This is a genomic window from Enterobacteriaceae bacterium Kacie_13, from assembly GCA_013457415.1.
In the GTDB taxonomy this organism is placed as follows: domain Bacteria; phylum Pseudomonadota; class Gammaproteobacteria; order Enterobacterales; family Enterobacteriaceae; genus Rahnella.
The window spans coordinates 674,497-686,707 of the sequence record CP045665.1 but is presented as its reverse complement, the minus strand read 5'-3'; the positions used below and the strand labels follow the sequence as shown (position 1 = coordinate 686,707).

The following is a 12,211-nucleotide window of genomic DNA, read 5'->3' as shown; positions in this document are numbered from 1 at the left end:
GTGTGTTTTCCGTTATACTGCGTGAAATTTGCTAAAGGATGCTAAAACTCTATGTACCATGTTGTCGCTGCAACCACTAACCCGGCAAAGATCAAAGCTATCGCCATGGCTTTTGAAGATATTTTCGGCGCTGAGGCATTCCGCATCGAAGGCGTTGACGTCGACAGTGGTGTCCCCAATCAGCCTATCGGCAGCAACGAGACCCGCACCGGAGCACGTCATCGCGTGATCGGCGCTCGTCAGGTCCGCCCGGAAGCGGACTTCTGGGTCGGCGTGGAAGCCGGTATCGAAGACAATATGACGTTCGCGTGGATGGTGATTGAAAATATGCACCAGCGCGGAGAATCCCGTTCAGCCAGCCTGATGTTACCTGAAATCATTTTACAGGGAATTAACCAGGGCAGTGAACTGGGTGATGAGATGGAAAAGCTGACGGGTATCGCAGAAGTGAAACGCAAAGGCGGAGCCATTGGCGTGTTTACAGCAGGAAAACTTACCCGCACCAGTGTTTATCATCAGGCACTGGTACTGGCGTTAGCGCCCTTCCATAATTCGGTGTATCAGATCCGGGCGCAAACTCACTAAATTTAAGCCTAAAACGGACGCATCAGTCGTCCGTTTTGTCTGCCGATGACGTGTCTGTCAACAGTTGCTCACCCAGCCAGGCTTTCAGCAGTGCCGGTGCGTTCTTCAGACCGTTGGAACCACGTGTGATCGTAGCGATCCCCGCACCTAACTGGCTTTTCAGCTCCCGTTGACTCATCTCTCCGCGCATCAGCTCCTGAATAATCCGCACCCGTGTGCCCAGCGCCGCACGTTCGTCGGGCGTCAGAAGCAGTTGCAGCAGATCCTGATGCAAATTTTCAGCAAAAGATTGCTGTAGCAGTGCCAGAAAGCACTGCCAGTCCTCATTGCCTTGTTGGGAAAGAGCAGGGTCATTGAGCGGTCGTTGAGTCATGTTGGGCTGCCATACTATTGAACTAGTACAGCAGCTTAACATAGACAACCGGAGATCAGTAACGCCTCTGCCATTCGGCATCCGTCAAAATCTTGGCGGGTTGATGTAAAAAGTAACGATAAAATGCATCATATGCCAACACATTTTTAACATATCGACGCGTTTCAGAGAAAGGGATACTTTCGATGAAGGCCACGCAATCCACTCTGCCCGCGCTGTTACCCAGCCAGGTGTTCACGCGTGACGGACCAGCATTATAGGCAGCACTGGCCAAAATACGGTTGCGGCCAAACATCTGATAGACATATTCCAGATAACTGGTGCCGATGGTGATGTTCATCTGCGGATCCAGCAGCTGCGCCGGATTGCTATAGCCCTGCAGGCTGAACATATCCACCGTATGCTGCGCGGTAGCAGGCATAACCTGCATCAGACCGGCTGCGCCCACCGGCGATCGGGCTTTCGGATTCCACGCACTTTCCTGACGGGCAATCGCCATCGCATAGCTTTGGGTGATGCCTTTGTCATTGGTTGCACGACGGAATTCATCCGGCCACGCCAGCGGGAAACGCTCTTCCAGATAATCCCACAGTTTGCCGGTGATGGTCGCCTGCACGCTCAGATCCGGCCATTTCTGCTCGAAAGCATAACGCGCCAGCGCCGACTGCTGCGTTTCATTGCGGCTGCTCACCAGATAGCTCCACTCAGTGCGTGCCAGATTATCCATCTGCCAGTACATCAGCTCGCGAACACGCGCCACTTCCGGCAGTTTGCCAATACTGGCATCCGGTTTAGCCGCCACAGAAATCTGCATCGGATAGGCGATATTTAGCTTTTGTGCGGCGGCCATTGGATAGAAACCCCGGCCTTTCATTAACGTGCGCAGCATCGCTTCACCCTGCGATTTCTGACCTTTGTCGATCATCACCGACGCACGCCAGTACTGCCATTCGTCTTCCTGCAAGGCGTCCGATGGCAAACGATCCAGCCATTGGCTTAATCCCTGACGATCGCCTGCGGCCAGCGCCATGCGGATGCGACGTTCGACCAGCGGAGTGGAACGGCTGCGCAGAATAACGTTATCGCGCCAGGCTGCCTGTTCCGCTGTCACATCGCTGCCCATGTAGCGCCAGGCCACAGCTTCTTCCAGTTCCAGACGGTCGCTGTCGCTCATCTTCTGCAAGCGCGCCAGCACCGGGATCATCGAGCGTGCATTTTCCGAATCATCGCGGGCAATGCGGGCGAAAGTGATGCTGGTGGCATTGCGGGTAAAATCGGTCGGCCCGACGCTGCGCGCAAAGCTTTCAATAGTGTTCGGGTTGTTTTGCAGATCCAACAGCGCATCGCGCATGGTTTGGTAATCCGGCGGCAGCTGTTTGGCGAGGAAATTCACCAGGTTGGTATTCCCGGCTTTCATCGCCAGACCGATGCGCTGCAACGTGGTCAGTGCAGTTTGGTTACCGGCCCCCTGCCAGACGCTGAACAACTTATCACAGGCGTTCGGCAGCGATGTACCGGTGAGCCAGATGTCTTTTGCGCCCTCGAAGGCGGTTTTCTGATCGCCGGTCGCCCATTTTGCGTAATAGAAGTTACAGCGTGCAGCAACCGGTTTCGGTGGCTGCGGGCTGAAGGAGAGTAAACTGTTCCAGTCCTGACGATTCGCCAGCTCATTGACGAAACGTGCAGGTAAAGAGCGCGCAGGCGGTAATGTTGGGTTAGCTTTCACGAAAGCGTTGACCTGAGCCGGCGTCGCTTCGCTAAGATCCTGCGTCAGCTGCCGGTATTCCAAATACGGATAAAGAGGATAGTCTTCCAGCGTCGGCATCAGCTGACTGACGACGTCCATCTGGTTGCTGTCCCACGCCTGTTTAATCTGCATATAGTGCTGACGCTGCGCATCGAGGGAATCTGCTCTCGCCGCACCCGACGCCGTGACCAGCAACACACTCATTGCCAGCGAGTACCACTTGTCCACCTTGACCATACTTACCTTTATCCTCGCGGGTTGTCTTTCTTACTGCGCAGACTGCACAGAGATGGCGCTACAGACACTCTGATTTTCATGTCGAAACTATTCTGCATGCTGTAGACCCCGTCTACGCTAATCGATTCATTTTTAAAATTGAAGTAATGCCGCCGTGACATCACAAACTTTACACAGTGTGGTGCATGCGGTGAGTGCTTACCAGACGTCCCGGGACGTTTTTACATTGGCTGCATAATGACCTTATTATTAACAGGTGAATTAAATTATTCTTAGGATTATTCGCGATAAAAGATAGCAACCTTACTATCACAATTATAATAGATGCACTGACAAACCTGATTTTTGTTTACGCTAATTTACTTAATTAATTGCTTCCTAAACAAAGGTTAAATGAAAAGTTAAAAATACAGATAATCCTAATTTCTATAATTTATTGTTTTTAAAAAACAAAAATATTAAAAACCCACGCAACAAAGTATTTCTTAACTCAGATCAAAACCGCTTTCCCGTATTAAATTATCATCTCCCCCATATTGTAAAAGCGGCTTGATATTTCCCGTAATTACTCTAATGAATTAATAAATCTGCGACACTCTTTTAATCGCTTATGGAAAACGTTATGAATCCTTCATCACCTGTTGTGAAAACCAATGCCAGTCCTTCCTCTTCAGCTTCGCCAGAAAACAAAACCTGGTATCAACTGAGCAGTCAGGAAGCCATGCTGCGTCTGGACACAGACGAAAATGGTCTGAGCCCTCAGGACGCCACTCAGCGTCTGAATGAATATGGCCCAAATGCCCTGCCAGAAAAACAAACCAAAAGTGCGCTGATGCGTTTTCTGGCGCATTTTAATGATGTCCTGATTTATATCCTGCTGGCCGCGGCGGTAGTGACCGGCGCGATGGGCCACTGGGTTGATACCTTTGTGATCCTCGGCGTGGCGGTCATTAACGCGCTAATCGGCTTTTTGCAAGAAAACAGCGCAGAAAAATCGCTGAAAAGTATCCAGAATATGCTCTCCAGCCAGGCCGTCGTCCTGCGCGACGGACAAGTACAAACCATCAATGCCGACCAGCTGGTTCCCGGTGATATTGTACAACTGCGCCCCGGTGATAAAATCCCGGCTGACCTGCGCATCATCAGCGCCCATAACCTGCAGGTCGAAGAAGCGATCCTGACCGGTGAATCCACCGTCGTCACCAAAAACGCCTACGTCATTGACAGCGAAGTAATGATTGGCGACCGCCACAATCTTCTGTTCTCCGGCACGATGATCAGCGGCGGTACCGCGTCCGGTGTGGTTTACGCCACCGGTAAAAAAACTGAACTCGGCCACATCAACCAGATGATGTCCGAAATTAAGCCGCAGCGGACCCCGCTGTTACAGCAAATAGACAAACTGGGCAAAGGCATTTTCGCCCTGATTCTACTGATGATGGCGTTCCTTTTTGTCTTCGCCTTCATCCTGCGTGATATGCCACTCGGCGAACTGCTGCTCTCACTGATAAGCCTCGCGGTCGCTTCCGTACCGGAAGGCTTACCGGCGATTATTTCGATTATTTTGTCCCTAGGCGTCCAGTCGATGGCTCGTAATCACGCCATCATCCGCAAGCTGCCAACCGTCGAAACCCTCGGTTCCATGACCGTCATCTGCTCGGATAAAACCGGCACCCTGACGATGAATGAAATGACCGTCAAGGCTGTGATTCTGGCCGACCGGGTATACAACGTGGAAGGCGAAAGCTACCAGCCAAAAGGGCGCATTATTGATGCGCAGACGCAGCAGCAGATTGATGTCATCAATACGCCGGTGCTCAACACCTTTATCACCGCCGTCGATATTTGTAACGACAGCCAGCTGATGCAGGACAACAAAGGCCACTGGGGCATCACCGGCGGGCCAACCTCCGGCGCGCTGAAAGTGCTGGCGGCGAAATCAAATCTGAATACCGGTAAAATTGAGCCGCTGGACAAAATCCCGTTCGACTCCAAACACAAATACATGTCCACGCTGCAGCGTATTAACGGCAAAACGCAGCTGTTCCTGACCGGCGCACCGGACGTATTGTTCTCGCTGGCGAAATTTGAGCTAACCGAAGACGGCATCAAACCTTTCCGCCACGAGTACTGGGAAGAAGAAATGGCGCGCTATGCCCGTCAGGGTCTGCGCATGGTCGCCGCCGCGTTCAAAGATGAGCCCGTCATCAGTGGCGATTTAAACCACGATGATTTGCAGGACGGTCTGATTTTCGCCGGTATCGCCGGGATGATGGATCCCCCGCGTCCGGAAGCGATTGATGCGATTGCCCAGTGCCAGCAGGCAGGGATCCGCGTCAAAATGATCACCGGCGACCATCAGGAAACCGCGATGGCTATCGGCAAAATGTTAGGCATCGGCAACAGCGGCGATTCCATCACCGGCTACCAGCTGGAACACATGGACGACGCCGAGCTGGTGGTCGCTGCCAGCCAGTACGACATCTTCGCCCGCACCAGCCCTGAACATAAACTGCGTCTGGTGAAAGCCTTACAGGACACCGGCGAAGTCGTCGGCATGACCGGCGATGGCGTGAACGATGCGCCTGCGCTGAAACAGGCCGACGTCGGTATCGCGATGGGCATTAAAGGTACCGAAGTCACCAAAGAAGCGGCTGACATGGTACTGACCGATGATAACTTCGCGACCATCGCCAGCGCGGTGAAAGAAGGGCGCCGCGTTTATGACAACCTGAAGAAAACTATTCTGTTTATTCTGCCGACCAACCTCACGCAGGGTTTGCTGATTATTCTGGCGATTCTGGCCGGTGCGGTGATCCCACTGACGCCGGTGCAGATCCTCTGGATGAACATGGCCACCTCAACCACGCTTTCCTTCGGTCTGGCCTTCGAGCCGGCAGAAAAAGGTATGATGCGTCGCCGTCCGCGCGCACCAGGTCAGCACGTTCTCGACCTGTACTCGGTCTGGCGTATCGCGTTCGTCGGTATTCTGATTGCCTGCAGCGCCTTTGTCCTTGAAGCCTGGATGCAGCCGCGCGGCTACAGCAGCGACCTTATCCGCACCGTGCTGTTGCAAACACTGGTCACCGCGCAGTGGGTGTACATGTTTAACTGCCGTGTAATGGATCGCTTCCCGCTGACTCGCGAAGTGTTCGTCAACAAAGGCCTGTGGGTGGTCTCCGCCGTGCTGTTGGTGTTGCAGCTGGCGATTATCTACCTGCCGGTGATGAACAGCCTGTTCGGCACCGTGCCGATGCCACTGAAATTCTGGGGCATTACGCTGGTGGTCGGGGCGATGATTTTCGTTATCGTCGAAATCGAAAAATGGCTGGTGAACCGCTTTATCCGCAAGAAAATCTGACTTTTATGCAAACTGCCGGGCTATATTTTTAGCCCGGTTTTATCATCAAAAATATGACAAATCCTGAAACTTTAGAGTCACACAGGCTCATTTTGTCTCAAATTTCTCACAAAACATCCCAAAGTCAGTACAACTGATTTACATCAACTCGCCCCCGACTTATTACTCTGCCCAAGGGTATTCCCGCACACAGCTATTTCAGCATTGCCGCCTATCGGCAATTTTCAGGGTACGCCCCACAGATTCACAGCCGGTCACATAACAACGAGCTCTTTCTGCGAAAGCAGCCCCACAGGGAGCCAAAAAATAGGTAACGCATGATGTCATCGCTCATTGTAGATAAGTGCTATTACACGCAGCTGGCATTGCAGTCGCTCCTGCAACTGAACGGACAACACCAGAAAGATATTCTTTCGCTTAAGGACATTACCGAGCTGCAAACCGCGTGCAAGTCACTGAAGCCTGAAATCATCTTTGTAAATGAAGACTGTTTTATGTCTGATGTGCTATCGGGACAGGCGCTGAAAGCCGTCATCAACACCCATCCCGATACGCTGTTTTTTGTGTTCATTTCCAAAGATAACCTCAACTATCAGAACTATGTGCCGATCCGACGCAACGTGATCATTGTGTCGAAATCGATCCGTACCACCACGATTTACCAGCTGATCGCCCATAATCTGCAACTTTCGCGTGCCATAGAAATCGGCGTACCGTTGGATCTCACACCGGTCAGCCTAAGCCGCACCGAGTTCAGCATTCTGAAAATGTGGATGTCGGGTCTGGATACGCAGAACATTTCGCAGCATCTGAATATTAAGCAAAAAACCGTGGCCTCGCACAAAGGCAATATCAAACGCAAAGTCAAAACCCAGAATAAACAGGCGATTTATCATGTTGTTAAACTCACCGACATTCTGACTTCCGGCATGTTTGTCGGCCGCCCTCGCCCGCTGCGCCCTGCCAGCGGATCCGGGGAAATCGCGGTTCCTGTCGGTTAAAGACGTGAAGTCTGCCACTTCTCCGGTAACATTCTCGCCTTACTGTGAAGCTGATGGTTGGGAACACGACTGAAACACGCTAAACTTGCCGGTCGGAACCCTTATCAGTCATGCCGCAGTCAGGCGGGGCTGGCTTATTTCGCCGCAGCGCCCGTTGGATCAGAAACTCTGGTCCGGCACACGCGCGCGGTCCGCAGAGAAAGAGGCTCAAAACAACGTGGCTCAATACGTATATTCCATGCACCGCCTCGGCAAAGTTGTTCCGCCGAAGCGTCATATTCTCAAGAACATCTCCCTGAGTTTCTTCCCCGGCGCCAAAATCGGTGTTCTGGGTCTGAACGGTTCAGGTAAATCCACGCTGCTGCGCATCATGGCGGGTATTGATACCGATATCGAAGGTGAAGCGCGTCCACAACCCGATCTGAAAATCGGCTATCTGCCCCAGGAACCGCAACTGAACATGGAACACACCGTGCGTGAGTCCGTGGAAGAAGCCGTTTCCGAAGTCGTTGGCGCATTAAAACGTCTCGATGAGGTTTATACGCTGTACGCCGATCCTGACGCTGATTTCGACAAACTGGCCGCCGAACAGGGCCGTCTGGAAGAGATTATTCAGGCGCATGATGGCCACAACCTGAACAACCAACTGGAACGCGCCGCCGATGCGCTGCGTCTGGCTGACTGGGACGCGAAAGTCGCGACCCTCTCCGGTGGTGAACGCCGCCGTGTGGCACTGTGCCGCCTGCTGCTGGAAAAACCAGACATGCTGCTGCTCGACGAACCCACCAACCACCTGGATGCTGAATCCGTGGCATGGCTGGAACGTTTCCTGCACGATTTCGTAGGCACCGTTGTGGCGATCACCCATGACCGTTACTTCCTCGATAACGTGGCTGGATGGATCCTTGAGCTTGACCGCGGTGAAGGTATTCCGTGGGAAGGAAACTATTCCAGCTGGCTGGAACAGAAAGATGAACGTCTGGCGCAGGAAGCGTCTTCTGAAGCGGCTCGTCGTAAATCTATCGAGAAAGAGCTGGAATGGGTACGTCAGGGCGCGAAAGGCCGTCAGTCTAAAGGCAAGGCCCGTCTGGCCCGCTTTGAAGAGCTGAACAGTACCGAATACCAGAAACGTAACGAAACCAACGAACTGTTCATTCCACCGGGTCCACGCCTTGGCGACAAAGTCGTTGAAGTAAAAAACCTGAGCAAGTCTTACGGCGACCGTGTGCTGATCGACGATTTGTCCTTCAGCGTGCCAAAAGGCGCGATTGTCGGGATCATCGGTCCGAACGGCGCGGGTAAATCCACGTTATTCCGCATGATGTCAGGTCAGGAAGCACCTAACGCCGGCACCATCGAACTCGGCGACACGGTGAAACTGGCGTCCGTCGATCAGTTCCGTGATTCCATGGACAACAGCAAAACCGTGTGGGAAGAAGTGTCCGGGGGTCAGGACATCATGCGCATCGGCACCACTGAAATGCCAAGCCGCGCCTACGTTGGCCGCTTTAACTTCAAAGGTGTTGATCAAGGCAAGCGCGTCGGCGAGCTGTCCGGTGGTGAGCGTGGTCGTCTGCATCTGGCTAAACTGCTGCAGGTTGGCGGTAACATGTTACTGCTCGATGAACCGACCAACGACCTCGACATCGAAACCCTGCGCGCACTGGAAAACGCCTTGCTGGAATTCCCAGGCTGCGCCATGGTCATTTCCCATGACCGCTGGTTCCTTGACCGCATCGCGACGCACATCCTTGATTATCAGGATGAAGGCAAAGTAGAATTCTTCGAAGGTAACTTTACCGAATATGAAGAATACAAAAAACGTACTTTGGGTGCCGAAGCGTTAGAGCCGAAGCGCATCAAGTATAAGAAAATCATCAAGTAATCATCTTACTCATGCTTTTTTGAAAAGGCCCGGAAACGGGCCTTTTTTATGCCCGCCGTTTACCTCGCCAGCGCCTCGCTGTAGCTCTTCGCAAAACCATATTCCTCCAGCATAAAATCGATAAAACAGGCCAGCGCCGGAGAATTCAGCTTCCGCCCCGGATAGACCAGATAGAGATCGTTGCCCTCCGCTTCCCACTCCGGCAGTACCCGCACCAGCGTGCCTTTTGCTACTTCGTCATGACACAAAAACGCCGGTAACAGCGTGATACCGGCACCCGCCAGCGCACATTCCCGCGCATACAGCAGATTGTCAGTGGTATGCGTCGAAGGCAGCAGCCAGCGGTGATAGGTCTCGCCGCGATGCAGCACCCATTCCGACCAGGCGCGGTGCGCAATACAGTGATGTGACGCCAGTTGCGGCGGCGACTCCAGCACCGGATGCTGCGCCAGATACGCCGGAGATGCCAGCAGATAACGCGGGCTGTGGCCGAGCTCCCGGCCAATCAGTGAGGAGTCCTGCGGTTTGCCGGTGCGCAGCGCGATATCAAACCCTTCCTGCACCAGATCGACCATCGCATCGGAGACTGACACCTCCAGCGAAACGTCGGGATATCGCTTTTGAAACTCGACGTTCACCCGTGCGAGCAGCGTCGCGCCCAGTCCCGCCGGGCTGGTGATACGTAAACGCCCGCTCGGGTTGTCGCGCAGACGGCGGATCGCCAGCTCCGCCCGTTCACTGGCCTGCATCATTTCCTGACAATGAATCAGATAGCGCTCACCGGCGAAGGTCAGATTCAGCTGGCGCGTGGTTCGGTTTAGCAGCCGCAGGCCGAGGGATTTTTCCAGCTGGCTGATGCGCTGACTGACGCTGGATTTCGGCAATCCGGCACGTTTCGCCGCCTGCGTGAAACTGCCGCATTCTGCCACCAGCGCGAACAGCGCCATATCCTGCAATTGTTTAAACACGATTGTTCACCTCAGCCGAACACTTTGTTAGATATTGTCCATCTTATCAGCTTGCCGCAGGAGGGCTAGACTGTCTGTATACCCTAAGAAGCAAACGGAGAGATTCTGATGTCTGTTAAAGCAATCGCAGTAAACCCGAAAGACCCGGCGCATTTCATCGCGGTCGAATTACCCCAACCTGCCGCTGGTGAACACGATCTGCTGGTGGAAGTGAAAGCCGTATCGGTTAATCCGGTCGATACCAAAGTGCATAAAGGCGTGCAGAAAAGCGGCCTCGACGCACCGAAAGTGCTCGGCTGGGATGCAAGCGGTATCGTCAAAGCCGTCGGCAGCGCAGTGAAAAATTTCAAAGCGGGTGATGAAGTCTGGTACGCCGGTGATATTACCCGTTCAGGCAGCAACGCCACCGAACAACTGATTGACTCGCGCATTGTTTCGGTCAAACCGAAAAGCCTGAACTGGGCAGAAGCCGCCGCGATGCCGCTGACAGCGCTCACCGCGTGGGAAGCACTGTTCGAGCATCTGAATATCCAGAACGCCTCCGAAGATAAAACCCTGCTGATTATCGGCGGTGCCGGCGGCGTCGGATCGCTTGCGATCCCGTTCGCATCATTGCGCAGCAAAGTGAAAGTCATTGCGACGGCATCCCGCCCCGAATCCGCGCAGTGGTGCCTGGATCGTGGTGCGGATCTGACCGTGAACTACAAAGATTTGAAAGGCGAACTGGCGAAGCACGACATCAAACAGGTCGATTTCATTCTGTGCCTGAACGATACCGACGGACACTGGGCGGCGATTTCCGATCTGATCGCGCCGATGGGACACATCTGTACTATCGTTGAGAACGAACGTCCGCTGGATATGAACACACTGAAGCTGAAAAGCGCCGCGCTGCACTGGGAGCTGATGTACACCCGCAGCATGTTCAACACCCCGGACATCGCGCAGCAGGGCGAGATCCTTAAACAGGTCGCCGCGCTGGTGGATGAAGGCAAAGTGCAGACCACACTGAGCGATACCCTTCAGGGTCTGAGCGTCGAAAGCATTGAAGTCGCGCACGCCAAAGTGCTCGACGGTCATATGCAGGGCAAAGTGGTCGTCGCGTTCTAAGCTGACACCGCTGTGAGTAAAAAAGCCGTCACTTGCGTGGCGGCTTTCTTTTTTCTGCGCATCAGACGGCTATTCTCCGTCGTCGACCTTCTGCCATTTCGCATCCGGCTCAAACATGTTGATCGCCCGCGCCGTGGCATCGGTGTCCGCCCCTAAATCCTGCTGATACACCTCGCCCTGCTGATTAATCATAAAGCTGGTGATGCCCGTATGACCGTAATTCACTGGCCAGGCGATCAGCGCAAAACCCTTAGTCATCTTACCGTTGTCGATATAGCTGTAAGCCCCGCCACTGGCGTTCGCGCCCTGCGCGGTCAGAATGCGGAAGTAATAGCCGTGATAAGCAGAATCCGGCTGATCATTACCAAAAGCCGGACCAAGTGGGCTGGGTACTTCCCCCTCTTTCACCGGCCAGTACAACCCGTCGTGCTGCCCGTCAGTACTGATGAACTTTTGCGCGTACTGCCCCGCGCCCTGCTGATATTGGTGTTGCGCATCCGCATACGCTGCAACTGCCTGAATGGTAGAAAGCTCGTTGCGCCCGATGGTTCGCGTGGCTATCTCCGCCGCCCCCGCAGCCATATCGAATGACCACCCCTGAGCAGTTTGCTTCATCGGGATCGGCAACTGCCAGTTTTCCGCACCGACATTCAGATGCGCTACATCGCCCTGTTTCACGATACTGTGACTGACGTTCCAGTCACGCAGGAAGCGGGCGACCTCTTCAGGATCGACATCTTTTTGCGGCAGATATACCTGCCAGTCGTCGCCCAGTAATTGTTTCAGTGCGGCATCGTCATGCCCGCTCACCGCGTTTACCAGCGCCTGAGCGGCCAGCTCCGGTTGCGGGAACGACTGCTGAGCAAAAGCGCACAATGGGAGTACCAGCGCACCGGCAGAAATCAGAAGACGGCTAAACGTATTCATTACCTTTCCTCACAAAA

9 protein-coding genes are annotated in these 12,211 nt (G+C 53.7%); 5 read left to right on the top strand and 4 right to left on the bottom strand.

Annotation, left to right across the window (positions count from 1 at the left end; genetic code table 11):
* Positions 1-51: 51 nt before the first annotated feature.
* Entirely contained in the window at positions 52-585 is a 534-nt protein-coding gene (gene yjjX / locus GE278_03145) for a non-canonical purine NTP phosphatase (GenBank protein QLK59842.1), read from the top strand.
* A 22-nt stretch (positions 586-607) separates the two neighbouring features.
* On the opposite strand, the gene trpR is transcribed toward yjjX, so the two are convergent.
* Both trpR and sltY read right to left on the bottom strand, forming a co-directional pair.
* Entirely contained in the window at positions 608-958 is a 351-nt protein-coding gene (trpR, locus tag GE278_03140; GenBank protein QLK59841.1) for a trp operon repressor, read from the bottom strand.
* A gap of 55 nt (positions 959-1,013) precedes the next feature.
* A complete protein-coding gene (gene sltY / locus GE278_03135; protein ID QLK59840.1) occupies positions 1,014-2,942 on the bottom strand; it encodes a murein transglycosylase in 1,929 nt (642 codons plus the stop codon).
* Positions 2,943-3,564: 622 nt separating this feature from the next.
* Here sltY and GE278_03130 point away from each other — a divergent pair.
* From GE278_03130 to ettA, 3 genes are all read left to right on the top strand, one after another.
* Positions 3,565-6,303 (top strand): HAD-IC family P-type ATPase, encoded by a 2,739-nt coding sequence (locus tag GE278_03130; protein QLK59839.1) that lies wholly within the window; start codon positions 3,565-3,567, stop codon positions 6,301-6,303.
* Positions 6,304-6,623: 320 nt separating this feature from the next.
* The gene (gene rcsA / locus GE278_03125) at positions 6,624-7,304 is read left to right on the top strand and encodes a transcriptional regulator RcsA (protein ID QLK63167.1); all 681 of its coding nucleotides are present in this window, start codon (positions 6,624-6,626) and stop codon (positions 7,302-7,304) included.
* Between the two features lie 217 nt (positions 7,305-7,521).
* Positions 7,522-9,189: an energy-dependent translational throttle protein EttA gene (gene ettA, locus GE278_03120; GenBank protein QLK59838.1), complete on the top strand. Its 1,668-nt coding sequence runs from the start codon at positions 7,522-7,524 to the stop codon at positions 9,187-9,189.
* A 59-nt stretch (positions 9,190-9,248) separates the two neighbouring features.
* Here ettA and GE278_03115 read toward each other — a convergent pair whose 3' ends face one another.
* Positions 9,249-10,157, bottom strand: coding sequence for a LysR family transcriptional regulator (locus tag GE278_03115; GenBank protein ID QLK59837.1), 909 nt, complete (start codon positions 10,155-10,157; stop codon positions 9,249-9,251).
* Between the two features lie 108 nt (positions 10,158-10,265).
* Between GE278_03115 and GE278_03110 the strand changes: the two genes are divergently transcribed.
* Complete coding sequence (locus GE278_03110; protein ID QLK59836.1) at positions 10,266-11,267, top strand: zinc-binding alcohol dehydrogenase family protein; 1,002 nt, start codon at positions 10,266-10,268, stop codon at positions 11,265-11,267.
* 69 nt (positions 11,268-11,336) lie between these two features.
* Here the strand turns inward: GE278_03110 and GE278_03105 are convergent, their stop codons facing one another.
* The gene (locus GE278_03105) at positions 11,337-12,194 is read right to left on the bottom strand and encodes a DUF2950 family protein (protein ID QLK59835.1); all 858 of its coding nucleotides are present in this window, start codon (positions 12,192-12,194) and stop codon (positions 11,337-11,339) included.
* Positions 12,195-12,211: the final 17 nt, after the last annotated feature.

Excerpts from the sequence above, each read along its gene's own strand:
- yjjX (QLK59842.1), top strand. The coding sequence starts at position 52 with ATGTACCATGTTGTCGCTGCAACCACTAACCCGGCAAAGATCAAAGCT.
- trpR (QLK59841.1), bottom strand. The coding sequence starts at position 958 with ATGACTCAACGACCGCTCAATGACCCTGCTCTTTCCCAACAAGGCAAT.
- sltY (QLK59840.1), bottom strand. The coding sequence starts at position 2,942 with ATGGTCAAGGTGGACAAGTGGTACTCGCTGGCAATGAGTGTGTTGCTG.
- GE278_03130 (QLK59839.1), top strand. The coding sequence starts at position 3,565 with ATGAATCCTTCATCACCTGTTGTGAAAACCAATGCCAGTCCTTCCTCT.
- rcsA (QLK63167.1), top strand. The coding sequence starts at position 6,624 with ATGTCATCGCTCATTGTAGATAAGTGCTATTACACGCAGCTGGCATTG.
- GE278_03110 (QLK59836.1), top strand. The coding sequence starts at position 10,266 with ATGTCTGTTAAAGCAATCGCAGTAAACCCGAAAGACCCGGCGCATTTC.
- GE278_03105 (QLK59835.1), bottom strand. The coding sequence starts at position 12,194 with ATGAATACGTTTAGCCGTCTTCTGATTTCTGCCGGTGCGCTGGTACTC.